Source organism: Pseudomonas sp. OA65 (assembly GCF_017498305.1).
GTDB lineage: Bacteria > Pseudomonadota > Gammaproteobacteria > Pseudomonadales > Pseudomonadaceae > Aquipseudomonas > Aquipseudomonas zanjanensis.
This window is the reverse complement of record NZ_JAGDEZ010000013.1, coordinates 84121-106834: the sequence shown is the minus strand read 5'-3', so window position 1 is coordinate 106834 and position 22714 is coordinate 84121. Positions and strand designations below refer to the sequence as shown.

The 22714-nt window shown below is 62.6% G+C and carries 22 protein-coding genes; 14 read left to right on the top strand and 8 right to left on the bottom strand.

Going from position 1 to position 22714, the window contains the following annotated elements; genetic code table 11:
- Nucleotides 1-2 precede the first annotated feature (2 nt).
- Genes J3361_RS13890 through J3361_RS13875 form a run of 4 tightly spaced genes read left to right on the top strand, consistent with a single transcriptional unit; the run spans nt 3 to nt 3790 of the window.
- The gene (locus J3361_RS13890; protein ID WP_207965062.1) at nt 3-1250 is read left to right on the top strand and encodes an FAD-dependent oxidoreductase; all 1248 of its coding nucleotides are present in this window, start codon (nt 3-5) and stop codon (nt 1248-1250) included.
- Nucleotides 1247-2071 carry a DUF1365 domain-containing protein gene (locus J3361_RS13885; RefSeq protein ID WP_207965061.1) on the top strand — a complete coding sequence of 275 codons (825 nt, stop codon included), beginning with the start codon at nt 1247-1249 and terminating at the stop codon, nt 2069-2071. Before J3361_RS13890 ends, J3361_RS13885 begins: the two co-directional genes overlap by 4 nt.
- Nucleotides 2034-3302 (top strand): cyclopropane-fatty-acyl-phospholipid synthase family protein, encoded by a 1269-nt coding sequence (locus J3361_RS13880; RefSeq protein WP_207965060.1) that lies wholly within the window; start codon nt 2034-2036, stop codon nt 3300-3302. The genes J3361_RS13885 and J3361_RS13880 overlap by 38 nt, the downstream gene beginning before the upstream one ends.
- Nucleotides 3302-3790 (top strand): DUF2878 domain-containing protein, encoded by a 489-nt coding sequence (locus J3361_RS13875; protein ID WP_207965111.1) that lies wholly within the window; start codon nt 3302-3304, stop codon nt 3788-3790. Before J3361_RS13880 ends, J3361_RS13875 begins: the two co-directional genes overlap by 1 nt.
- A gap of 21 nt (nt 3791-3811) precedes the next feature.
- Here J3361_RS13875 and J3361_RS13870 read toward each other — a convergent pair whose 3' ends face one another.
- The 3 genes from J3361_RS13870 to J3361_RS13860 all read right to left on the bottom strand — a co-directional run bounded on the left by J3361_RS13870 (nt 3812) and on the right by J3361_RS13860 (nt 5867).
- Nucleotides 3812-4117 (bottom strand): DUF6482 family protein, encoded by a 306-nt coding sequence (locus J3361_RS13870; protein WP_207965110.1) that lies wholly within the window; start codon nt 4115-4117, stop codon nt 3812-3814.
- A 73-nt stretch (nt 4118-4190) separates the two neighbouring features.
- Nucleotides 4191-4742 carry a chalcone isomerase family protein gene (locus J3361_RS13865; RefSeq protein WP_207965059.1) on the bottom strand — a complete coding sequence of 184 codons (552 nt, stop codon included), beginning with the start codon at nt 4740-4742 and terminating at the stop codon, nt 4191-4193.
- 72 nt (nt 4743-4814) lie between these two features.
- Nucleotides 4815-5867, bottom strand: a complete 1053-nt coding sequence (locus tag J3361_RS13860; protein ID WP_207965058.1) for a LacI family DNA-binding transcriptional regulator — start codon at nt 5865-5867, stop codon at nt 4815-4817.
- 127 nt (nt 5868-5994) lie between these two features.
- Here J3361_RS13860 and J3361_RS13855 point away from each other — a divergent pair, with 127 nt between their 5' ends.
- From J3361_RS13855 to J3361_RS13845, 3 genes are all read left to right on the top strand, one after another.
- Nucleotides 5995-6918, top strand: a complete 924-nt coding sequence (locus tag J3361_RS13855) for a TIM barrel protein (protein ID WP_207965057.1) — start codon at nt 5995-5997, stop codon at nt 6916-6918.
- Nucleotides 6919-6936: 18 nt separating this feature from the next.
- Nucleotides 6937-8106: a Gfo/Idh/MocA family oxidoreductase gene (locus J3361_RS13850; RefSeq protein ID WP_207965056.1), complete on the top strand. Its 1170-nt coding sequence runs from the start codon at nt 6937-6939 to the stop codon at nt 8104-8106.
- A 149-nt stretch (nt 8107-8255) separates the two neighbouring features.
- Entirely contained in the window at nt 8256-9158 is a 903-nt protein-coding gene (locus J3361_RS13845) for a sugar phosphate isomerase/epimerase (RefSeq protein WP_207965055.1), read from the top strand.
- 10 nt (nt 9159-9168) lie between these two features.
- Here the strand turns inward: J3361_RS13845 and J3361_RS13840 are convergent, their stop codons facing one another.
- Nucleotides 9169-9627: a metallophosphoesterase family protein gene (locus J3361_RS13840; RefSeq protein WP_207965054.1), complete on the bottom strand. Its 459-nt coding sequence runs from the start codon at nt 9625-9627 to the stop codon at nt 9169-9171.
- Between the two features lie 127 nt (nt 9628-9754).
- Here J3361_RS13840 and J3361_RS13835 point away from each other — a divergent pair, with 127 nt between their 5' ends.
- The 3 genes from J3361_RS13835 (at nt 9755) to J3361_RS13825 (ending at nt 15642) form a co-directional block, all read left to right on the top strand.
- A complete protein-coding gene (locus tag J3361_RS13835; protein WP_207965053.1) occupies nt 9755-11323 on the top strand; it encodes a sensor domain-containing diguanylate cyclase in 1569 nt (522 codons plus the stop codon).
- A 118-nt stretch (nt 11324-11441) separates the two neighbouring features.
- Entirely contained in the window at nt 11442-13442 is a 2001-nt protein-coding gene (locus tag J3361_RS13830) for a U32 family peptidase (RefSeq protein WP_207965052.1), read from the top strand.
- Nucleotides 13443-13902: 460 nt separating this feature from the next.
- Entirely contained in the window at nt 13903-15642 is a 1740-nt protein-coding gene (locus tag J3361_RS13825) for a dipeptidase (RefSeq protein ID WP_207965051.1), read from the top strand.
- A gap of 184 nt (nt 15643-15826) precedes the next feature.
- Here J3361_RS13825 and J3361_RS13820 read toward each other — a convergent pair whose 3' ends face one another.
- Nucleotides 15827-16054, bottom strand: a complete 228-nt coding sequence (locus J3361_RS13820) for a DUF3079 domain-containing protein (RefSeq protein WP_207965050.1) — start codon at nt 16052-16054, stop codon at nt 15827-15829.
- Between the two features lie 204 nt (nt 16055-16258).
- On the opposite strand from J3361_RS13820, the gene J3361_RS13815 reads away from it, so the two are divergent.
- Genes J3361_RS13815 through J3361_RS13800 form a run of 4 tightly spaced genes read left to right on the top strand, consistent with a single transcriptional unit; the run spans nt 16259 to nt 19368 of the window.
- Nucleotides 16259-16789 carry an iron transporter gene (locus J3361_RS13815; RefSeq protein WP_207965049.1) on the top strand — a complete coding sequence of 177 codons (531 nt, stop codon included), beginning with the start codon at nt 16259-16261 and terminating at the stop codon, nt 16787-16789.
- 2 nt (nt 16790-16791) lie between these two features.
- Nucleotides 16792-17136, top strand: a complete 345-nt coding sequence (locus J3361_RS13810) for a cupredoxin domain-containing protein (protein ID WP_207965048.1) — start codon at nt 16792-16794, stop codon at nt 17134-17136.
- Nucleotides 17137-17158: 22 nt separating this feature from the next.
- Nucleotides 17159-18013: an FTR1 family protein gene (locus J3361_RS13805; RefSeq protein WP_207965047.1), complete on the top strand. Its 855-nt coding sequence runs from the start codon at nt 17159-17161 to the stop codon at nt 18011-18013.
- Nucleotides 18001-19368, top strand: a complete 1368-nt coding sequence (locus J3361_RS13800) for a 4Fe-4S binding protein (protein WP_207965046.1) — start codon at nt 18001-18003, stop codon at nt 19366-19368. Before J3361_RS13805 ends, J3361_RS13800 begins: the two co-directional genes overlap by 13 nt.
- Before the next feature lie 261 nt (nt 19369-19629).
- Here the strand turns inward: J3361_RS13800 and J3361_RS13795 are convergent, their stop codons facing one another.
- The 3 genes from J3361_RS13795 to J3361_RS13785 are packed head-to-tail and all read right to left on the bottom strand — an operon-like array spanning nt 19630 to nt 22530.
- Nucleotides 19630-20325 (bottom strand): anaerobic ribonucleoside-triphosphate reductase activating protein, encoded by a 696-nt coding sequence (locus J3361_RS13795; protein ID WP_243458868.1) that lies wholly within the window; start codon nt 20323-20325, stop codon nt 19630-19632.
- Nucleotides 20322-20483: an anaerobic ribonucleoside-triphosphate reductase gene (gene nrdD, locus J3361_RS13790; protein ID WP_030137643.1), complete on the bottom strand. Its 162-nt coding sequence runs from the start codon at nt 20481-20483 to the stop codon at nt 20322-20324. Before nrdD ends, J3361_RS13795 begins: the two co-directional genes overlap by 4 nt.
- Nucleotides 20484-20514: 31 nt before the next feature.
- Nucleotides 20515-22530: a ribonucleoside triphosphate reductase gene (locus tag J3361_RS13785; RefSeq protein ID WP_207965045.1), complete on the bottom strand. Its 2016-nt coding sequence runs from the start codon at nt 22528-22530 to the stop codon at nt 20515-20517.
- Between the last annotated feature and the right edge of the window lie 184 nt (nt 22531-22714).

Genomic DNA, 22714 nt, shown 5'->3' with positions numbered 1-22714 from the left:
ACATGCGCATCGCGATCATCGGCAGCGGCATTTCCGGACTGACATGTGCTTACCTGTTGGCCCGCAGGCACCAGATCACCCTGTTCGAGGCCGACGACAGGATCGGCGGCCACACCCACACCGTGGATGTCGATTGGCAGGGACAACGCTACGGCGTAGACACAGGCTTCATTGTCTACAACGACTGGACCTACCCGAATTTCATCCGTCTGCTGGACCAGTTGGGCGTCGAATCCCGCCCCACTGAAATGAGCTTCTCCGTGCATGATCCGGCCACCGGCCAGGAGTACAAGGGCCACACCCTGCGCAGCCTGTTCGCCCGCCGCCGCAATCTATTCTCGCCGCGGTTCTGGGGCATGTTGCGGGACATACTCAGGTTCAATCGGCAGGCCACCGCCGACCTGCAGGCGCAGCGCATCGACCGCAGCGCCCGGCTCGGCGACTATCTGCACAGCGAAGGGTATAGCCAACGTTTCATCGATCACTACATCGTCCCCATGGGCGCAGCAATCTGGTCGATGTCGCCCGCCGGGATGCTGGAGTTCCCCCTTGAGTTCTTTGTGCGCTTTTGTCACAACCATGGCCTCATGTCGGTCAATCAGCGCCCTCAATGGCGAGTGATCGCGGACGGCTCCCGCGGTTACATCGAGCCTTTGTGCGCCTCTTTTCGCGAACATATCCGGCTCAACTGCGCAGTGCAGCACGTGAGTCGCAACGCGACTGGCGTCAGCGTGACCAGCACTGCCGGTACCGAGCATTTCGATAAAGTGGTGTTCGCCTGTCACAGCGACCAGGCCCTCGCCCTGCTCGAGGCGCCAAGCCTGGCGGAGCGTGAAGTCCTCGGCGCCCTGAGCTACGCCAGCAATGAAGTGCTGCTACACACCGACACCCGCCTGCTTCCCCTGCGACCCCAGGCCTGGGCCAGCTGGAACTACCGCCTCGGCGGCCCTGCGCAAGCGCCTGCCGCGGTGACCTACAACATGAACCTGCTCCAGGGCCTGGACGCCCCGGTGACCTTCTGCGTAAGCCTCAACCTGGGCGATGCGGTCGACCCGGCCAAGGTCCTGGCCCGCTTCGATTATGCGCACCCTCAGTACAGCCTCGCCGCCATTGCCGCCCAAGCCCGCCAAGGTGATCTGCAAGGGCATCAGCACAGTTATTTCTGCGGCGCCTATTGGGCCAACGGCTTCCATGAGGATGGCGTGGTCAGTGCCCTCGACGTGGCGAAGCATTTCGGAGAACAGCTTTGAACAGCAGTGTGTGTCGCGGCTGGATTGATCATCGGCGCCATACGCCGCGAATCCACGCCTTCCGCTATCGGATCGGCATGCTTTACGTGGACCTCGCCGAACAGGAACACATGCTGGGGTTGTCGCGCCTGCTACGGCCCTGGTCCTGGGCCCCCCTGTGCTGGCGCGAGCGCGACTACCTGCCATCGCGCACCCGCCTTGGGGTTCCCCTGGTCGAGGCGGTGCGGCAGATCCTCGATGAAGCCCTGGGTTTCGCGCCCCAAGGGGCGATACACCTGCTGACTCAACCGCGCAGTTGGGGCCTGTCGTTCAACCCGGTGAGCTTCTATTTCTGCCATGAAGCCAACGGGCGCCTGGCGGCGATCCTCTGCGAAGTGCGCAACACCCCCTGGCGCGAGCGCTATCACTATGTATTGCCGGTGCCTCCCGGCGAGTCCTGTGCCTTCAGGGTGGCCAAGGCCTTTCATGTGTCTCCGTTCCTGCCACGGGATATGGACTATCACATGGGATTCCTGGTCCAGGACACGCACATCCGCATACGCATGGAGAACTGGCGCGACGGCCACAAGGTGTTCGAGGCCGACCTGGCACTCAAGCGCCAACCCCTCGACGCCTCGTCGCTGCGCCGACATGTCCTGGCCTTCCCCTGGATGAGCCTGCGCACCGTCAGCGCCATTTACTGGCAGGCCCTGCGCCTGCTTTTCAAACGCACGCCCCTCCACGCCCACCAGGCCAGCGAAGACGGCCTGAGCCTGGGTCAACCCGCTCACAAGGATCCCAATCATGTCCGAACCGACCCTGAGCGCTACCAAGGCTGGTAGTTGCGACCTCTTTAACGGAGGCTTTTTCAAGCAAGCCGTACTGGGTCAGTTACGCCGCCTGCGTCACGGCCACCTGCGACTGCTACTCAACGGCGAGCCTTTGAGCTTCGGCGACCTGGCCAGCCCCTTGGTGGCAGAGCTCGAGATCCTTGACGATGCAGTCTGGGGCATGGTTGCCTGCAACGGTTCCATCGGTGCCGGCGAGGCCTATGTCCAGGGCTATTGGCGCAGCGGCGACCTGACGGCGGTGACGCGCCTGTTCGTTGCCAACCTCGAGGTGCTCGATGCCATGGACAGCGGCCTGGCACGCATCGGCCGCCCGCTGCTGCGCTGGCTGCACTGGCTCAACCGCAACAGCCGACGGGGTTCGCGGCGCAATATCATGGCCCATTACGACCTGGGCAACGGTCTGTTCGAACGACTGCTCGACCCCACCATGATGTATTCAGCCGCCATGTTCGAAAGCCCCGTACAAAGCCTGGAAGAGGCCCAGCTCAACAAGCTCGCCCGCATCTGCCGCAAACTCGACCTGCGCCCCGGCGACCATTTGCTGGAAATCGGCACAGGCTGGGGCAGCCTCGCCATCTACGCCGCCAGCCAATATGGCTGCAAGGTGACCACAACCACGCTGTCCCAGGAGCAATACACCCACACCAGTCGACGTGTCGAGGAGCTGGGCCTGCAACAGCAGGTTCAAGTCTTGCGCAAGGACTACCGCGACTTGCAAGGGCGCTACGACAAGCTGGTGTCCATTGAAATGATCGAAGCCGTCGGGCATCGCTATCTGCCCGAGTATTTCCGGCGCTGCGCCGCGCTGCTCAAGGACGACGGGCTGATGCTGCTGCAATCGATCACCATTCGCGACCAGCGTTATGAGCAGGCCCGGCGCTCGGTGGATTTTATCCAGCGCCATGTTTTTCCTGGGGGCGCGTTACCGTCGCTGTCGATCCTGCTGAAGACTGCCAGCACCCAGACATCGCTCAACCTCCTGCATCTCGAGGATTTCGGCACACATTACGCTCGCACGTTGCGGCATTGGCACGACAACTTTCGCCAATCGCAACAGGCATTGGCGCAGTTGGGTTACGACGAAACCTTCCAGCGCCTCTGGGAGTTCTACCTGTGTTACTGCGAAGGTGGGTTCATCGAACGTGCGATCGGCGTGTCGCAACTGCTCTTCGCCGCGCCCGGCGCCCGTCGATCCGCCTTGCTGGAGCAGCCGTCCGCGTGATGAGTCGCACCGGCCTGATCGTCAATGCCCTCTGGTTGCAACTGGGTTGGTGGGGCTGTGTACTCGGGGCTCAGGATCCGTGGTGGCTGTTGCTGGTGGTCATCGGATTACTGGCCCACCTGTGGCTGTGCCCGGCGCCCCGGGCAGAGCTGTTCGCGGTGATGCGTGTCGGGCTCAGCGGCATGCTGCTGGACTGGAGCCTGGGCACGCAGGGCTTGTTCATCTTCCAGCAAACCCCACTGCCGCTCTGGCTGGCGCTGCTCTGGCTGGTCTTTGCCACAGGCCTGCGTCATAGCCTGGCCTGGGCCAGGCGGCCGCTATCGCGTGGTGTGTTGCTGGGCTTGGTCGGTGGCCCGCTGGCCTATTGCGTGGGGGCTCCGCTCGCCGGCGTCGCCTTGCCACTTGGGGTCGTTGGCACCGCGCTGATCCTCGCACCGATATGGGCTATATGGCTGCCCCTGACGCTGCGCCTGGCCGAACCGAACTGAGCTGGCCCCAGAACGCCGTCGCTACCAGGGCTCATCGAGGAAAAGCGGTACGCGCAGTGGCTCGATCGGCCCCTCACGCTGGCCGCACATCTCATCGTGGACAACCTGCTGCACCAGCGTGCATGGCAGCCGTGGGACGAAACGCAGCAGCTCCCGCAGATGAGTGGTAGAACGAATCTTCAAGGTCTTTCCCGATTCATCGCGCAGCGTAAGCAGGCCAGCGTCCAGCCGGGCGCGCAACACATAGATCCCGCCCTCCAGCGACAACAATTCCAGTTCGTGGACGCGTCCCTCGACAGCCAGCTCCGTGAGCGCCTGCAAGTTCATGGCACGTTTGCGCAACGGGTCAGCCCTATCATCAGTAGCCATGTGATCAGAAAATGTTTCACTTGATTTTTCTCTACTCACTTGAGGTTTGTATTCCAAGCAGTTGATTTCTAAGGCTTGAGTCCCGACTTTTAGCATCGAGCCAGATGGCAAAAAAAGACTGGGCGAATAGCGGGTCGGTTATCGCGAGGGACAGTTTTTCATCCACATAGAAACGACAGCCCTGCCCCGGCAGATACAGGCCAGTGATGCGGCTTCCAGGCTTCACATCAATAAAGGCACCGCGCATGTGAGCAGCCCATTCGTCCCGGCGCTTGGCGTCCAGGGGCGCACCATTGAGGCGCTGCATTTCCTTGAGGCTCGTTTCGACCAAAGACGCTTTGCCGATGGCGCGTCGGTAGTTGAGTTCCAAGGCAAACGCCGTTTCCAGGCTTGGCGTAGCGGCCGTACTCCAGAGCCTGGCCTGATAGATGTCGAACCCATACCATTGGAAATCGGCTTGCCCAACCAGGCGCGTGCCGGGCAATACATCGCGCCAGTCCGACAAGGCTTGGGGGCAATGAAGCGCAGATAGGCAAAGCGCTACGGTAACCAGGCTTTTCCTGAACGCGAACGACCGGGCCATGATGGCGTTACCCGCTGATCAAGGGAGCCCTGATAATTGTACAGGATTAGAATTTTGTACAGCTTTTATGAGCTATACGCTTTCCGACACATCAATCTGAAGCGGAACCACCCTTCTCGGCGCCGAGCCTGGTGGCGTGGCTGTCGCCGCCTGGACCAGTGCTTCAACCGCCTGTTCGGCCATTGCCACGACGGGATGAGACAGCACCGCCTGAACCAACCCCGTCTTCAACGCCTCGCGTGTCAACGGCGTCAGGTCGTGGCACACCACCACGGGCAGGCGAAGCTGCTGCGCCTGGAGGCTGCGCAAGGCACGCAACACGCCGGCAATGCCGCCACCGGCCACATACAGCCCGGCCAGGTCGGGCTCGGCCGTCAGCAAATCCAGCGTATTGCCATACGCGAATTCATCGTCCTCCAGGGTCAAGCGCGACGCGAGCAACTCCCATTCGCTGGAATGCTCGGCCAGGTAACTGCGAAAGCTCAGCTCACAGAGTTCCTGGCACTGGAAACGCTGGCTGCTGAGCATGACGGCCGCGGGGCCAGGTCGATTCGCCAGGCGGCTGATGAACCAGCCTGCCGTGCGACCGGTGAGTCGATTGTCCAGCCCGACATACCCCGTGCCACCGACGCTGGACAGTTCCGACAGCAACGCCACCACCGAAACGCCCGTCTCGCGCAATTGCGCAACCGCGTCCCGGACCCGGGGATGATCCACCGCCACCACGCCCAGGCCATCCACCTGATCGCGTAGGGCCAGGATGCGTTGCGCCACGATGACCGGGTCGAGATCGTCCAGATAACCGATGACCACGCGGATCCGTGCTCGCGTGCAGGTCGCGGCGGCGTTCGATAGCGCATGGGCGAGCCCCTGGTAAAAAGGCACGCCGCTTTTCTGCAACAGGAAACCCAACCGCAAGGTCGGGCGGTCGTTGAGCACCCGCTGTTCAATGACGCCCTTGGCATGGAACCCCAACCGCGCGGCAGCCGCGGCGATGCGTTGGGCGGTGTCGGCGCGCACATCGGCGCGCAAATTCAGCACCCGGTCGACGGTGGACAGGCTGACCCCCGCCTCCCGAGCGACATCGGCCATGGTGGGACGCAGTTTACGGCGGCGTTCTGACATGTTTTGACACCTCTGCTCGGCATCATGAGGGGTTTTGACAGATTAAGCCATCGCCCCATGGCCCCCTCGCCGGTGACGCAATAGCATCAGGCCAAGCACATAACAACAAACACAGCCGGAGCGCCTCATGACGATCCATATCTGCACCGCGCCCTGCTGCTGGGGCGTCGACGACGTCAAGAACCCTTTCCTGCCGCCGTGGCGCCGGGTGCTTGGTGAAGCGGCCGAGGCCGGCTATCGCGGGATCGAGCTGGGGCCGTACGGTTACCTGCCGCTAGACGCCGAAACCGTCTGCCCCGCCTTGTCCGAACAGGGTCTGCAGGTGGTCGCCGGGACGATCTTCGACGACTTGGTCAACCCCGCCAACCTGCCTGAACTGCTGCGCCAGGCCCACGATATCTGCACGCTGCTCAGGCAGTTGCCCCCAATGGAAAAACAGCCCAGCCAACGCTTCGCCGGGCCGTATCTGGTGATCATCGACTGGGGCCACGAGGCGCGCGACTACGCCGCCGGTCACTCGGACCGCGCCCCGCGCCTGGACGATGCCCGCTGGAACGCAATGATGGCGCACATCCGCACCATCGCCGACATCGCCTGGCATCAATACGGCATCCGCGCCGTCATCCATCCCCACGCTGGCGGCCACATCGAATTCGCCGACGAGTTGGCGCGCCTGGTGGACGACATCCCCCATGAAGTCGCCGGGCTGTGCCTGGACACCGGGCATCTTTACTACGCCGGCATGGACCCGGTCGCGTCGCTGCGCACCTACGCCCATCGCCTGGATTACCTGCATTTCAAGGACATCGACCCAGTGGTGTTCGACCAGGTGCTGAACGAACACATTCGCTTCTTCGCCGCCTGCGCCCGGGGCGTGATGTGCCCCATCGGGCGTGGCGTCATCGATTACCCGGCGTTGCACAGCCTCGTGCATGAACTGGGTTATGTGGGCTGCATCACCGTCGAACAGGAACGCGACCCACGCAACGCCGGGAGCAGCCTCGACGACGTGGTCGCCAGCCGCGCCTACCTGGCTGGCATAGGTTTCTGATCACACAAGGACAACGACATGATCAACGGCAGCAAAACCCTCACACGGCCCATCCGCTGGGCCATGGTCGGTGGCGGCGAACACAGCCAGATCGGCTACATCCATCGCTCGGCCGCCCTGCGCGACCGGAACTTCGAATTGATCGCCGCGGCGTTGGATATCGATCCCACCCGTGGCCAAGTCTTTGGCCAGCAATTGGGCATCGACCCCGAACGCTGCTATCCGGATTACCTGAGTCTGTTCGAGCTGGAGGCGCAACGTCCCGATGGGATTGAAGCGGTGTCGATCGCCACGCCCAACGGCACCCACTACGCCATCACCCACGCGGCCCTGGAAGCCGGGCTGCATGTGGTCTGCGAAAAGCCGCTGTGCTTTACCGTCGAACAGGCCGAGGCCCTGCGCAGCCTGGCGCACGCCAAGGGGCGCATCGTGGGCTTGACCTACGGCTACGCCGGGCACCAGTTGATCGAACAGGCCCGGGCGATGATCGCGGCCCAGGAACTGGGGGAGATCCGCATGGTGCACATGCAATTCGCCCATGGTTTTCACAGCGCGCCCGTGGAGGCCCGGAATCAGGCGACCCAGTGGCGCGTCGACCCGCGCCAGGCCGGGCCCAGCTACGTATTGGCGGATGTCGGCACGCATCCGTTGTATTTGTCCAAAGTGATGCTGCCCGATCTGAAGATCAAACGCTTGATGTGCAGCCGGCAAAGCTTCGTCGCCAGCCGCGCTCCCTTGGAAGACAACGCCTACACCTTGATGGAATACGAAGGCGGCGCCATGGGCATGGTCTGGTCCAGCGCGGTGAATGCCGGTTCGATGCACGGGCAGAAGATCCGCGTGATCGGCGCCCGTGCCAGCCTGGAATGGTGGGACGAGCGCCCCAACCAACTGAGCATCGAGATCCAGGGCCAACCCGCGCAGATCCTGGAGCGCGGCATGGGCTACCTGCACGCCGACGCGCTGCAGGACGACCGCATCGGTGGCGGGCACCCCGAAGGGCTGTTCGAAGCCTGGTCCAACCTTTATCGCCGCTTCGCCCTGGCCATGGATGCTGCCAACCGTGGCGACAGCGAAACGCTGGCCACCCTGCGCTACCCCGATATCGATGCAGGGGTGGATGGTGTGCGCTGGGTCGAGCGTTGTGTGGAGTCAGCTGAGAAGGATGCTGCGTGGGTCGCCTATTGACCCGACGCCAGTCAGTCAAAATAACCCTGTGGCGAGGGAGCTTGCTCCCGCTGGGCTGCGAAGCGGCCCCGTCTTGGGACTGCTGCGCAGTCCAGCGGGAGCAAGCTCCCTCGCCACGGGTAATGAGTATTCCTCAATGGAGAACAACAATGAAAATCGCCCTCGACCCCTACATGCATCGCCACCTGAGCCTGCCGGACCTGTGCCGCAAGACCGCCGAGCTCGGCTTCGAGTATCTGGAGCTGTCGCCACGGGAAGACTTCCTGCCCTGGTGGGTCCGCCCCCGCGCCCATAGGGAGCGCATCGCCGAGTTCAAGAAAGCCCTGCGCGACCACGACCTGCAACTGGCCTCGCTGCTGCCGATGTACCGCTGGGCCAGCCCCCATGAAGACGAACGCCGGGCAGCGGTGAGCTACTGGAAGGAGGCGATCCAGGTCGCCGTGGACATGGGTTGCACCACGATGAACTCGGAATTTGGCCGTGGGCCGTCGCCTGATCGTGGGCATACAGTCAGTTGCTGCGGTGGCGTGCACAGCCATGAGTCGAGCGAAGCGGCCTGGTGGCGCTCCATGGAGGAACTGGTGCCGATCCTGGAAAGCGAGGGGGTCACGCTGAACGTCGAACCTCACCCCGAAGACTGGTGCGAAACCCTGAACCCGGCCCTCGACATGCTCAAGACCCTAGGTTCGGACAACGTCAAGTTCCTCTATTGCACGCCGCATACCTTCTATTTCGGCGATGACATGAAAGCCATGATCGCCGAAGCCGGGTCGATGATCGCCCATGTCCACATCGCCGACACCTACAACCACAAGGCCTCGTCCGGCCTGCGCTACATCGTCAACCCGCCCGGCGCCAAGGTCACCGTCCACCAGCACATGGACATGCACCAGGGCGAGATCGACTGGGACCTGTTTTTCAGCGAACTGGCCAAGACCGGCTTCGACGGCATCGTCACCGCGTGTGTGTTCGGCTGGGAGGAACGGGCGGATGAATCCGGGCGCTTCATGCGCAAGGAAATCCAGGCCTACGTCGACAAGTACTTCAGGTAGACCGCGTTGGTCACGGGAGCAATGGCACGATCCGCGGCTCGATCGCCTGTTCGCTCACCTCCAGCAGCGCCAGCGTCACCGGCAACTTGAACCGTCGCCGGCCGGCGCTGCCTGGGTTGAGATAGAGCCGCTCGCCACGCCACTCGATCAGCGGTTTATGGGAATGGCCGGTGATCACCAGCCGCACGCCCGGATCGAGTGGCGCCGGCACATCCGCGATGTCATGGACCAACAGGACCTGCCATCCCTCCAGGTCGAATTGCAGGCAGTCGGCAAGGTGCGCTGCCCACTCGGCGTCCAGGTCGTTGTTTCCACGCACCACCTGCAGCGCGCCGATGGAAGCCAAGGCCTCGAGGATTTCCGGGCTGCCGATATCACCGGCATGAATGATCCGCTCACAGCCCTGCAACGCGGCAAGTGCTTCGGGGCGCAGCAGGCCGTGGGTGTCCGAAATCACGCCAACTTTCATGAAACCTTTCTCCTTCATCGTGTGTCGCCGGTTATACCTGCCTCGTCGCAGTTAGCTAACGTGCTGAAATCGAATAGGATAGGCTGCGCCCTGAAAGGCGCAGACCTGCCGTGGAAAGGATATGTCAATGCTCGGACGCAAGCAGCCAGAGCCCCAGATCGCCCCCCCCGATGAAGCCTTTTCCCAACAGGCTGTGCGGGCCGGAGCTACATTTCGGCTGACCGTTAGTTTCATGCTGGTGGTCGTCATCGCTTTCCTGGCCGTCGAAGGCTGGCGGACCTGGCGCGACTACCGCGCCGCGTTTGCCTCTGCCCGGGACTCGGTGACGAACCTGGCACGGGCGACGGCCCAACACGCCGAAGACACCATCCGACAAGTGGATGTGGTCACCGCCGCCCTCAGTGAACGGGTGGAAGGCGATGGCCTGCAGAACATGGACGTCCCGCGTGTCCATAAGCTATTGGTGCAACAAGCCGCGATCATGCCGCAATTGCACGGGCTATTTATCTACGGCCCGGACGGCCAATGGCTGGTGACGGACAAGAAAGTCATCCCGGAAATGGCGAACAACGCCGACCGTGACTACTTCCAATACCATCGCACCCATGAGGATCGAGGCGTGCGCATCGGTGACGTGGTCCAGAGCCGTTCCACCAACGACTTGATCGTTCCCATTTCCCGCCGCCTGAACAATCCCGATGGCTCGTTTGCCGGCGTAATGCTGGGGACCGTGAAGGTCAGCTATTTCGTCGACTATTACGGCGACTTCAAAATCGATGGCAAAGGCGCGCTGGTCCTGGCCAAGCGCAGCGGAACGATCCTGGTCCGAAGGCCCTTCGTCGCCTCGGTGATTGGCAAAAGCCTCGTTAACAGCGTGATTTTCAGGGAGCATTTACCCACCTCCAACCAAGGGGTTGCCGAAGCCAAGGCCGTCATCGACGACACCGAGCGCCTGTACGGCTACCGGGCCTTGACCACGTATCCGCTGGTGGTGGAAGCCGGCTTGTCCCGCGAATCGATCATTGCGCCGTGGCGCCGGGACCTGCTCAAGACCGGCCTGGTGCTGATTTTCCTCATTGCGATCCTGGTGGGCTTCGGGCTCATCGTGTTGAGCCAACTGCGCTACCGGATGACCATGGAAAAGCAGATTCGCAGCGCCCACCAGGCCATGCGCGACATGGCGCTGACCGACAGCCTGACCGGGCTGGGCAACCGTCGGCGGCTGGACATAGCTTTGGCCGATGAGCTGCGCCTGGCCAGGCGTCAGGGCTCGTCCCTGGCCCTGATCATGCTGGATGTCGACTACTTCAAGCGTTTCAACGACAAATACGGCCATGCCGCCGGCGACGATTGCCTGCGGGCGATTGCAGGCGCGATCGGGCAGACCATCAAGAGGCCGGGCGACCTGGCGGTGCGCTACGGCGGTGAAGAATTCACCGTGTTGTTGCCCAACACCGACAGCGCCGGGGCCGCCAAGGTCGCGCAGCAAATCCTCGAAGCCGTCAGGGCCTTGAACATTGAACATGGCGATCATCCCTTGGGCATCGTGACCATCAGCGCCGGCATCACCACCAGCCAGCCGAGCGACGGGGATGCAACCCCGGCGATGCTGATCAAGGCCGCCGACGCCTTCTTGTACCTGGCGAAAAACACCGGGCGAAACCGTTGGTGCAGCGCCGGTTCGACGCCGGGTTGAACCCGCTGGGCGCACCGCGCATCGGTCAGAATCGTGCAAATCCAAGTCCACAGGTGTCGGCGAGGCGCCTGGCGGCTACAATGCGCGCTTCGACCGTGACCAGCCTGACTAAAAACAAATGTCCTTGCCCAAACATCATCTGGAATTGCTCAGCCCCGCCCGCGACGTGACCATCGCCCGCGAGGCCATCCTGCATGGCGCCGACGCCGTGTACATCGGTGGCCCGAGTTTCGGCGCGCGTCACAACGCCTGCAACGAGGTGGGCGATATCGCCCGGCTGGTGGAATTCGCCCACCGCTACCACGCCCGCGTGTTCACGACCATCAACACCATCCTGCACGACAACGAACTGGAGCCGGCCCGCCAGCTGATCCACCAGTTGTACGATGCCGGCGTCGACGCGTTGATAGTCCAGGACCTGGGGGTGATGGAGCTGGATATCCCGCCCATCGAGCTGCACGCCAGCACCCAGACCGACATCCGCACCCTGGCCCGGGCCAAGTTCCTCGACCAGGCCGGTTTCTCGCAACTGGTCCTGGCCCGCGAGCTGAACCTGCAGGAAATCCGTGCCATCGCCGACGAGACCGATGCGGCCATCGAGTTCTTCATCCACGGCGCGTTGTGCGTGGCCTTCTCCGGCCAGTGCAACATCTCCCACGCCCAGAACGGCCGCAGCGCCAACCGTGGCGACTGTTCCCAGGCCTGTCGCCTGCCCTACACCCTGAAGGACGACCAGGGCCGGGTGGTCGCCTACGAAAAACACCTGCTGTCGATGAAAGACAATAACCAGAGCGCCAACATCCGCGCCCTGGTCGAGGCCGGCGTGCGTTCGTTCAAGATCGAAGGCCGCTACAAGGACATGGGCTATGTGAAGAACATCACCGCCTATTACCGCCAGCGCCTGGACGACGTCCTCGAAGACCGCCCGGACCTGGCCCGCGCCTCCAGCGGCCGCACCGCGCACTTCTTCGTCCCCGACCCGGACAAGACCTTCCACCGTGGCAGCACCGACTATTTCGTCAGCGAACGCAAGATCGACATCGGCGCCTTCGATTCGCCGACCTTCACCGGCGTACCGGTGGGCGTGGTGGAAAAAGTCGGTAAGCGCGACTTGCAAGTGGTGACCTTCGATCCGTTGTCCAACGGCGACGGCCTCAACGTGCTGGTCAAGCGCGAAGTCGTCGGTTTCCGTGCCAACATCGCCGAGCCCAAGGGTGAATTCGAAGAAGACGGCCAGAAGCGTTACCGCTACCGCGTCGAACCCAACGAGATGCCGGCCGGCATGTACCAGTTGCGCCCCAACCACCCGTTGAGCCGCAACCTGGACCACAACTGGCAGCAAGCATTGCTCAAGACCTCCTCCGAGCGCCGGGTCGGCCTGGCCTGGGTGGCGTGCTTGCGTGAGGAACGCTTGGAACTGACCGCCACCAGCGAAGAAGGCATCCGCGCCAGCGTCGTCCTGGACGGGCCGTTCGGCGTGGCCAACAAGCCGGAACAGGCCCTGGAGCAATTGCACGACCTGCTCGGCCAACTCGGCACCACCGAATACCACGCCACCGCCATCGAGCTGGATGCGCCCCAGGCGTTCTTCATCCCCAACTCGCAGCTCAAGGCGTTGCGCCGCGAAGCCATCGAGGCCCTGACCGCCGCCCGCCTCGAAGCCCACCCACGCGGTGGCCGCAAGGCCGAGACCAGTCCGCCACCGGTGTACCCGGAGTCGCACCTGTCGTTCCTGGCCAACGTCTATAACCAGAAGGCCCGGGACTTCTACCATCGCCACGGGGTCAAGCTGATCGATGCGGCATTCGAGGCCCACGAGGAAACCGGTGAAGTGCCGGTGATGATCACCAAGCACTGCCTGCGCTTCTCGTTCAACCTCTGCCCCAAACAGGCCAAGGGCGTCACCGGCGTGCGCACCAAGGTCGCGCCGATGCAGTTGATCCACGGCGATGAAGTGCTGACGCTGAAGTTCGACTGCAAACCTTGCGAGATGCACGTGGTCGGCAAGATCAAGGGCCACATCCTCGACCTGCCATTGCCCGGCAGCACCGCGCAACCGGTGGTCGGCCATATCAGCCCTGAAGACCTGCTCAAGACGATCCCGCGCGCACCGCATTAAGGCAATAGCAAGCCCACATTGGGTTTCGGGCGTTCACAAAACATGCATCCACCACAGGTCCCTGTGGGAGCGGGCTTGCTCGCGATAGCGTCAGCAGCATCAGCATTGATGCAAGCTGACCCACCGCTTTCGCGAGCAAGCCCGCTCCCACAGAGGATTGGTGGCAAACACAAGTGCTGTGAACACCCTAAACCCATTGTGGGAGCGAGCCTGCTCGCGAAAGCGGTGGGTCAGTTTGCATTGATGTTGAATGTGCCGCCGTCATCGCGAGCAGGCTCGCTCCCACAGGGGTCTCGGGTGCTTGACAGCTCTCCGTCATTTTTCATTTCTACGTCGTTTTCGCTTTTCCGGGCGACAAATCGTGTTCAAGGGGCTCCCCCGCCGCGCGCTCATGGTGTTAGGTTGTAAGTGATTGTTTCATCAAACGACACTTCTCCCCTGCAAAGGAATGCCTGCCACCATGAACTTCCCGTTCAAGCGTCTTGCCATTGCCATCCTCATACTGTCCAGCCTGTCGTCATTCGCGATGTCGGCCAGCGCCAACATCACTGCCCAACAGGGCTCAGCCATTGTCAAAACCTTCGCCGGAACATCGGTCAAGGATTTCAGGCAGTTCCTCGCAGAGGTGGCCAAGAGCGACCTGGCCAAAACCGCCAACCTCGGCCCGGCCATCAGCGCCTTCCAAGGCAACAAGCCCCTGTCGGCAGATCAACAGAACGAAATCCACCGCTTGCTGGGCCTCTACGCCCGAGTGAAATACGGCGAAGCCGCCACCGAGACGCTGAAGGAACTGGTCGCCATCCCGACCTATCGCAAGGACGGCGTTGCCCAGCATGAGAACCCGGAATTCCTCAAGACCGCCGACCAGATCAAGCGGCTGGCCGAATCCTTCAACCTGAACTTCCGCAACGTCGACAACCGCGTCTATGAGATTTCCCTCGACGGCAGCGGCGATGAAGTCGTCGGTATCCACGCCCATGCCGACGTGGTCCCGGTCACCCCGGAAAACTGGGTGTTGAAAGACGGTACGCGCCTCGATCCGTTCAAGGTCACCCTGGTAGGCGACCGCATGTATGGCCGCGGTACCGAGGACGACAAGAACGGTATCGTCGTGACGCTCTACGCCATGAAAATCATCAAGGAAGAAAAACTGCCGCTGGCGCGCAATTTCAAGCTGCTGGTCGACACCACCGAAGAAACCACTGGCGACGCCATCCCCTATTATTTCGAACGCAACCCGACGCCCAACTACAACCTGGCGCTGGATGGCGGCTACCCCGTGGTGATTGCCGAGAAAGGCTACGGCACGGTCATGGCCAACTTCCCTCGTCGCGCGGCCCAGGGCAAGGGCGCGGAAATAACAGCGCTGACCGGCGGCATGGCGACCAACCAGATCCCGTCGACCTCGGTGGCGACCTTCGTGGCCGGCGAGCCCGCCGAACTGGCCGCCAACCTGCTCAAGGCCGGCACCGAATTCGCCAAGGCCAATGGCGGCGACTTCGAGGTAAAAAGCGCAGTGGCCGACAACGCGGTCAAGCTGACCTTCACTGGCGTTTCCGCCCACTCCTCCGAGCCCGAATCAGGCGTCAACCCGGTCTCCAGAATGCTGGTGTTCATCAACGGTCTCGACGGCAAGGTCGCGCTCAAGCACAACCACATCACCGACGCCGCCCGCTACGCCGCCGACAACTGGGGCCTGGATTATCTGGGCAATAAACTGGGGATTGGCTTCTCCGATGCGTTCATGGGCCCGCTGACCGCGTCCCTGACCTACGTCGGCATGGATGAGAAGACCTTCAAGCTCGCGGTGAACCTGCGGGTGCCGGTGGGCAAAACCACCGAGGCCCTCAAGACTGAGATTGCCGACAAGCTGGCCGCTTGGAGCAAGCAGTCCCACGTCGCGGTGGCTTTCGATTATTCCGTTGATGCACCGATGTACCGCAACCCTGAGGGTGAATGGGTCAAGGCCCTGCTGGCCGTCGCCACGGAGAACCTGGGCATGGAGCACACGTTCGGCACCTCCGCCGGCGCCACATCGGTCCATGACCTGCCCAACGGCGTGCAGTTTGGCCTGGCGATGCCCAACGTCAAGTACACCGGGCACAACGACAACGAGTTCAAGACGGTGGAGCAGTTCCTGCTGGACTTGCAGATCGTGACCGAGATGATGGGGCGGATCGGGCAGTTGCCGAAGCTCTGATCGGCCCTGAGCGAGACGGTTATCAAGGCCTGTGGGTGATCATTGTGGCGAGGGAGCTTGCTCCCGCTCGGTTGCGCAGCGACCGCAAGTTTTTTGGGACTGCTGCGCAGTCCAGCGGGAGCAAGCTCCCTCGCCACAGGTTTATGTTTGGTCCGGGGACATGGTTTACCCTTATTCCTTCACCTTATTCCTTCAGGTGAGTAGTGCTTGGATCGATGACCTTCGCGGTAACGTCGACCAACTCCAGCCCCCAATCGCCATGCAGGTACCAATCGTCCCCGATCATCTCGGCCGGGTGCATCGTGCGATCGGCGCCGTTGCCGCAGGCCAGCGCACTGGTCGGACAGTAACGATCACACCCCCAGCAAATGCGCTCGGGATGCTTGGGACTGATGGGAAACGGCTTTGCCATGAGGACCCCGTATAACCAATGGGTGTACCCGAACCCTACCCCGGCGGGACACAGCCGCCCTTGATCCTGATCAAGAACAGCCGCACGGGAACGACCTGACGTTCACCGATCAAAAATTCACGCTGAAAATTGACAAGAATCATTATTATTCGCAGCGAAGCTTCCTAGACTCGGCGCCATCATTTAGCCAACCAGGAAGTCATCATGCGTACCCTTGCTCCGTTGTCCCTCGCCCTGCTGTTGCTGCCACCATTGGCCCAGGCCAAGGAATACCCCATCGGCGAACCACAACTGTGCCCGGGACTGGAGGTCGGCGCGGTGTACCTGCAACCGATCGAAATGGCCCCCGCCGGGATGATGCGCGCCACGGCCGATTCAGACGTCCACCTGGAAGCCGACATCCGCGCCACGGCGGACAACCAGCAAGGCTTCCAGGAGGGCAGCTTCGTTCCTTATCTGAACGTGTCGTTCCAACTGAAGAAACAAGACAACGACACCGCGCTCAAGGGCGACTTCCACGCCATGGTCGCCAACGACGGGCCGCACTACGGCGACAACGTCAAGCTGCTCGGCCCAGGCAAATATCAACTGACCTTTACCGTCCTGCCACCTGGCGGCCACGCCTCCCTCGGCCGTCATACCGATAAGGAAACCGGCGTGGCGCCGTGGTTCGAACGCTGCGAACTGCATTACGAATTCGTCTACGCCGGGATCGGTAAAAAAGGCGGGTACTGAACATGATCCGCCGATCCTGGTCGTCCTGCCTGGCCTGGCTGACGCTGGTCGGCCTGCTGATGCCATCCATCGCCCAGGCCGAACTGCCCACTTATGAATTGAGCATCCGCGACGGACATTTCACGCCGTCGCAACTGGAAGTGCCGGCCGGGCAACGCTTCAAGATCGTACTGAAGAATGTCGGCCAAGGTCCGGCGGAGTTCGAAAGCACGCCCTTGCGCGTGGAGAAAGTGCTCTCGCCCGGCGTCACGACCTTCGTGGTCATTCATCCGCTGCGCCCCGGGCACTATCCGTTTTTCGACGAATTCAATCCGCAACTGCCCGAGGGCGGGATTCTCGCCCGGTAAGCGGCGAGCAGGAGGCATTTGCATGACGCAATCGATGTTTATTGTCTGGCGCGAAAGCGTTGAAGCGTTGTTGGTGATCGGGATTCTCCAGGCCTGGGTCAGCCAGCAGCAACAGGCCAGCCAATTGCGGCGCTATGTATGGGCCGGCGCGGCGTTGGGCTTGCTGCTTTCCGGCGTGCTGGCCGGCCTGATCCTGCTCGCCGGCGAGGCCATGAGCGGTACGACCAGTGAATGGTTCCAGGCTGCGTTGGCCTTGGTCGCCAGCCTGCTGATCGTACAGATGGTCGGCTGGATGCACCGAAACGCGAGAACCCTCAAGCATGACCTGACTCGCCACGCCGACCAGCGCCTGAGCCGCCAGGGCGGCCTGGGCCTGTTGGTCCTGGCTTTGCTCGCCGTCAGCCGCGAAGGCAGTGAAACCGTGGTTTTCCTGTATGGCGCCGGTGCGCGCCTGCACGGGCCGCCATTGGGCTTGTTCGCCGTGGGCGCGCTGGCCGGGCTGGTGCTGTCGCTGTTGACCGTCTCCCTGTTGCACAGCAGTCGTCGGTTTATCTCGTGGCCGCGTTTTTTTGCCCTCAGCGAAGCGATCCTGCTGCTGTTGGGCGCGGCGCTGCTGGTCAGCGCTTTCGAGCGGGTCGGCGGGCAATTGCTGGCGATGGATTGGCCCGAGGCGGTGTATCGCGGCATTGGCGACGCGCTGTGGGACAGCAGTGCGCTCCTCGACGACGGCCACGGTTTGGGTGGGTTCCTGGCGGATTTCGCTGGGTATCGGGCCAGTCCGAGTGCGATGACGTTGCTGGTGTGGCTGGGCTATTGGGGCGTCGTCGCGGGCTGGCTGCGACCACGCAAGGCGGAAACCCTGCCATGCCCGACCTGAACCCCTGGCTCCAACGCTTGGGCGACGGCATGCGCCGTCATGGCTCGGCAATTCGTGCGGTGCAATGGGCGGTGGTGCTGTTCTACGCGGTGCTGTTGGTGGTGCCGGCCCTGTTGCCATTACCCACTAGTCAGGCGCGGCTGTTGGACAACCTGACGCTGCTGGCGCAGTTCCTGTTCTGGGGCATCTGGTGGCCGTTCGTGTTGCTGTCGATCGTGCTGTTCGGTCGCCTCTGGTGTGGCGTGTTGTGCCCGGAAGGCGCTTTGAGCGAATGGGCCAGCCAGTACGGCAAGGGCCTCGGGGTGCCGCGCGCGGTGCGCTGGGCTGGCTGGCCGACGTTGGCGTTCTGCCTGACCACGGTCTACGGCCAGTTGATCAGCGTGTACGACTATGCCCAGGCAGCGCTGTTGATCCTCGGCGGCTCGACCGTCGCCGCGGTGATCGTCGGCCTGCTGTTCGCCCGGGGCAAGCGGGTGTGGTGCCGTTACCTGTGCCCGGTCAGCGGTGTGTTTGCCCTGCTCGCTCGCCTGGCGCCGGTGCACTTTCAGGTGGATGAACAACGCTGGCTGGAAAACCCGCCGCCCCGGCGCCCGCCCCCCAACTGCGCACCGCTGCTGGACATCCGTCGCCTGCGCGGCGCCGCCGATTGCCACGCCTGTGGTCGTTGCAGCGGCCAGCGCGACGCGGTACGGCTGATTGCCCGTTCCAGCAACGCGGAAATCCTCCAGGCGACGGCCAACACACTGTCGCCTTGGGACGCTCGCTTGCTGCTGTTCGGTGTCATCGGCCTGGCCATGGGCGCGTTCCAGTGGACCGTCAGCCCTTGGTTCATCGACCTCAAGCAAAGCCTGGCCCAATGGCTGGTGAGTCACGATTGGCTCTGGGCACTTCAGGACAGCGCGCCCTGGTGGCTGCTCACCCACTACCCGCAACTCAATGACCGTTTCAGTTGGCTCGACGGCTTTTGCATCGTCATGTACCTGGGCCTGAGTGCGCTGCTGATGGGCACTTCGTTGCTGTTTCTCATGCGCCTGGCCGCATGGCTCTCGGGCGACACGACAAACTACCAGCCCCTGGCCCTCACCCTGACGCCCCTTGGCGGTGCCGGGTTGTTCCTCGGTTTGTCGGCAACCACGGTCAAGTTGTTGCGCTATGAAGGCCTGTTGCTGGAGTGGGTACCGCCGGCCCGGGCCGCGCTTTTAACGGCCGCGATCGCCTGGAGCTTGTGGCTGGGCTGGAAGCGCCTGCAGGCAAGCGTGGCATCGCCGACCCGACGCTTGCCCGCCATGGCCTGCCTGATCCTGTCCAGCGGCCTGGTGGGGTATGGTTGGTGGTTGCAATTCTGGGGTTGGTGATCGAGGGACTGCGGGGGTTCACAAAAGCCATCCCCACCACCGCCCTTCCCTGTGGGAGAGAGCTTGCTCGCGATGGCGGTGGGTCAGCTTGCATAATGTGTGACTGCGCCGCCCCCTTCGCGAGCAGGCTCGCTCCCACAAGGGGACTTGTGGTGGATGCATAAATCGCGGTCACCCCGAAACCAATGTGGGAGCGAGCCTGCTCGCGAAGGGGGCGCTAGATTCAACATGGATGGAAGCTGACCCACCGCTATCCACCACTCAACTGCGCAACACAAACGAGGGAAACAACTCGCGCATGGCCGCCCACAGCTCAGGCTGCAAGGCCTGCGCCGAGACGCTGGAAAGATGGGGATCGAGCATCCGGGCGGTGCGCACCAGTTGCACGGCAAACCGCGTGACGCCGCGCTCGCTCAGGCGCCGGGCCAGGGTCAGCAACCGCTCGGGGTCGAACAGATGCCAGTGCACCGTCGTGCGACATTCATAGTCCACGCCGCTGTCCAGCAAATGATCGAGACTGCGCCAGTTGGCGGCGCCGCTGCCTTCGACTCGGGTCACGTCCAAGGCGTCTTCGGGCAAGGCCTTGACGTCGAAGCCCACCCAGTCGGCGTGCCCGACCACTTTAGCGAAGGCCGCCGGTTTGATGCCCGCGCTGTGCAGACCGATGCGAAAACCCATCTGCCGCACTTCCTCCATGGCTGGCGCCAGGCCGTCCTGCAAGGTCGGCTCGCCGCCGCTGAACACCACGGCGTCGAGCAGATCCTGCCGGCGTTGCAGGAACGCCAAAACCCGGCACCAATCCACCTCCTCGCTACCGCGCGGCGGGATCAGTTGCGGGTTATGGCAATAACGGCAACGCCAGGCACACCCCTGGCAAAACAGCACGCAGGCCAGTTGGCCCGGGTAATCGAGGGTGGTCAGGGGCACCATGCCCCCGACCCGTAGCACTCGACTCATGGACGCCCGGCCGCGCGTTCGGTGAAGTGCACCCGCTCGCGGTGCTCGGACTGCTTGCCCGGGTTGAAGGCCGCCACCGGGCGGTGATAACCCATCACCCGGGTCCAGACTTCGCAACGTTGACGCTGTGCCTGTGGAATCGTTTGTACTGCGCTCATGGATAAAGCTCCTTGCGGTCGATGGATCGGATCAGTGAACGCTGCCTGCCGACTGCTGTTGCAGCAGCAAGGCTTCGTCGCACTTCGGACAGAACTCGTGTTCGCCGGCCAGGTAGCCGTGCACCGGGCAGATCGAGAATGTTGGCGTGATGGTCAGGTACGGCAGGCGGAAACGTCCCAGGGCCTTGCGCACCAGTTGCTTGCAGGCCTGGGTGGAGGAAATCTGCTCGGCCATGTACAGGTGCAGCACGGTGCCGCCGGTGTATTTGCATTGCAGCTCGTCCTGCAGCTCCAGGGCTTCGAACGGATCCTCGGTGAAGCCCACCGGCAGTTGCGAGGAGTTGGTGTAGTACGGCGCGACCGGGCTGCCGGCCTGCAGGATATCCGGGTAGCGCTTGAGGTCTTCCTTGGCGAAGCGGTACGTGGTGCCTTCGGCGGGCGTGGCTTCGAGGTTGTAGAGGTGGCCGGTTTCCTCTTGGAAACGCAGCAATGTGGCGCGCACGTGGTCCAGTAATTTCAGCGCAAATGCCCGGCCCTGCTCGGTGTGCAGGCCCTCCTGGTCATCGGTGAAATTGCGCAGCATTTCGTGCAGGCCATTCACACCGATGGTGGAGAAGTGATTGCGCAGCGTGCCCAGGTAGCGCTTGGTGTAGGGATACAAACCGGCATCCATATGATGCTGGATGACCTTGCGCTTGACCTCCAGGCTCTCTTTCGCCAGTTCCATCAGGGTATCGATGCGTTGCAGTAACCCGCTGGTGTTGCCTTTGTACAGGTAGCCCAGGCGCGCGCAGTTGATCGTCACCACGCCCAGGGAGCCGGTCTGCTCCGCAGAGCCGAACAAGCCGCCACCGCGCTTGAGCAGCTCGCGCACGTCCAGTTGCAGACGGCAGCACATCGAGCGCACCTGGTTGGGTTGCATGTCCGAGTTGAGGAAGTTCTGGAAATACGGCAAGCCGTAGCGGGCGGTCATTTCGAACAACCGGTCGGCGTTCTCGCTGTCCCACGGGAAGTCGTGAGTGATGTTGTAGGTCGGGATCGGGAAAGTGAAGACCCGGCCTTTCGCATCGCCGGCCTGCATCACCTCGATGTAGGCGCGGTTGATCAACTCCATTTCCGTTTGCAGGTCACCGTAGGCGAACGGCATTTCTTCGCCGCCGATGATCGGGATCTGCTCACGCAGGTCCTGGGGACAGACCCAGTCGAATGTCAGGTTGGTGAACGGCGTTTGCGTGCCCCAGCGCGACGGTACGTTGAGGTTGTAAATGAACTCCTGCAACGACTGGCGGACCTCGTCGTAGCTGAGCTGATCCTTGCGCACATAGGGCGCCAGGTAGGTGTCGAACGAGCTGAACGCCTGGGCGCCGGCCCATTCGTTTTGCAGGGTGCCGAGGAAATTCACCATCTGGCCCAGGGCACTGCTCAAGTGCTTGGGCGGCCCGGCCTCGACCCGTCCGGGCACGCCGTTGAGACCTTCGTGCAACAAGGTGCGCAAGGACCAACCGGCACAGTAGCCGGCGAGCATGTCCAGGTCGTGGATGTGCAGGTCTGCCTCGCGGTGCGCCTCGCCGATGGCCTGGCTGTAGACTTCGTCGAGCCAGTAGTTGGCGGTGACCTTGCCCGATACGTTGAGGATCAACCCGCCGAGGGAATACCCCTGGTTGGCGTTGGCCTGCACGCGCCAGTCTTCACGGTCCAGGTATTCGTTCATTGACGTGGCGACTTCCACCAGCGTACGGCGATCCCGACGCAGGCGTCCGTGCTGCTCGCGGTAGACGATATAGGCGCGCATGGACAGGAAGTACCCGGCATCCATCAGCACGCGCTCGACCCGGTCCTGGATCTGCTCGACGTTTAGCCGCGTCTGCCCTTCCAACCGCGCCAATACCGCCTCAAGCAAGCCTTCAGCCTCGGCTTCGGCGTATTCGCCGGTGGCCTTGCCAGCGGCGATCAACGCCTGGCGGATCTTGTCCGCATCAAAGGCGACCACACTGCCATCGCGCTTGTGCAAGCGGTTACAGCCTACTGAGATCAACGTGCTCTGCATTTTGGCTCCAGATACTACATATAGGTGTTATTTATATTTAAGGCACAATATGCAGTGGAGATTACGGGTAAACAGGTGATTGGGAATTGATTGGCATCAAGAATTCCGGCAGGGCTGGCCTCTTCGCGAGCAGGCTCGCTCCCACATGGGTTCGGAGTGAAACTGAGTAACCAGCCTCACCACC

Bases quoted from the DNA above. Each gene is read 5' to 3' on its own strand.
- J3361_RS13805 (WP_207965047.1), top strand. From the start codon at position 17,159: ATGACGCAATCGATGTTTATTGTCTGGCGCGAAAGCGTTGAAGCGTTG.
- J3361_RS13830 (WP_207965052.1), top strand. From the start codon at position 11,442: ATGTCCTTGCCCAAACATCATCTGGAATTGCTCAGCCCCGCCCGCGAC.
- J3361_RS13860 (WP_207965058.1), bottom strand. From the start codon at position 5,867: ATGTCAGAACGCCGCCGTAAACTGCGTCCCACCATGGCCGATGTCGCT.
- J3361_RS13880 (WP_207965060.1), top strand. From the start codon at position 2,034: ATGTCCGAACCGACCCTGAGCGCTACCAAGGCTGGTAGTTGCGACCTC.
- J3361_RS13840 (WP_207965054.1), bottom strand. From the start codon at position 9,627: ATGAAAGTTGGCGTGATTTCGGACACCCACGGCCTGCTGCGCCCCGAA.
- J3361_RS13845 (WP_207965055.1), top strand. From the start codon at position 8,256: ATGAAAATCGCCCTCGACCCCTACATGCATCGCCACCTGAGCCTGCCG.
- J3361_RS13820 (WP_207965050.1), bottom strand. From the start codon at position 16,054: ATGGCAAAGCCGTTTCCCATCAGTCCCAAGCATCCCGAGCGCATTTGC.
- J3361_RS13815 (WP_207965049.1), top strand. From the start codon at position 16,259: ATGCGTACCCTTGCTCCGTTGTCCCTCGCCCTGCTGTTGCTGCCACCA.
- J3361_RS13875 (WP_207965111.1), top strand. From the start codon at position 3,302: ATGAGTCGCACCGGCCTGATCGTCAATGCCCTCTGGTTGCAACTGGGT.
- J3361_RS13855 (WP_207965057.1), top strand. From the start codon at position 5,995: ATGACGATCCATATCTGCACCGCGCCCTGCTGCTGGGGCGTCGACGAC.
- J3361_RS13850 (WP_207965056.1), top strand. From the start codon at position 6,937: ATGATCAACGGCAGCAAAACCCTCACACGGCCCATCCGCTGGGCCATG.
- J3361_RS13890 (WP_207965062.1), top strand. From the start codon at position 3: ATGCGCATCGCGATCATCGGCAGCGGCATTTCCGGACTGACATGTGCT.
- J3361_RS13865 (WP_207965059.1), bottom strand. From the start codon at position 4,742: ATGGCCCGGTCGTTCGCGTTCAGGAAAAGCCTGGTTACCGTAGCGCTT.
- J3361_RS13785 (WP_207965045.1), bottom strand. From the start codon at position 22,530: ATGCAGAGCACGTTGATCTCAGTAGGCTGTAACCGCTTGCACAAGCGC.
- J3361_RS13795 (WP_243458868.1), bottom strand. From the start codon at position 20,325: ATGAGTCGAGTGCTACGGGTCGGGGGCATGGTGCCCCTGACCACCCTC.
- nrdD (WP_030137643.1), bottom strand. From the start codon at position 20,483: ATGAGCGCAGTACAAACGATTCCACAGGCACAGCGTCAACGTTGCGAA.
- J3361_RS13870 (WP_207965110.1), bottom strand. From the start codon at position 4,117: ATGAACTTGCAGGCGCTCACGGAGCTGGCTGTCGAGGGACGCGTCCAC.
- J3361_RS13835 (WP_207965053.1), top strand. From the start codon at position 9,755: ATGCTCGGACGCAAGCAGCCAGAGCCCCAGATCGCCCCCCCCGATGAA.
- J3361_RS13800 (WP_207965046.1), top strand. From the start codon at position 18,001: ATGCCCGACCTGAACCCCTGGCTCCAACGCTTGGGCGACGGCATGCGC.
- J3361_RS13810 (WP_207965048.1), top strand. From the start codon at position 16,792: ATGATCCGCCGATCCTGGTCGTCCTGCCTGGCCTGGCTGACGCTGGTC.
- J3361_RS13825 (WP_207965051.1), top strand. From the start codon at position 13,903: ATGAACTTCCCGTTCAAGCGTCTTGCCATTGCCATCCTCATACTGTCC.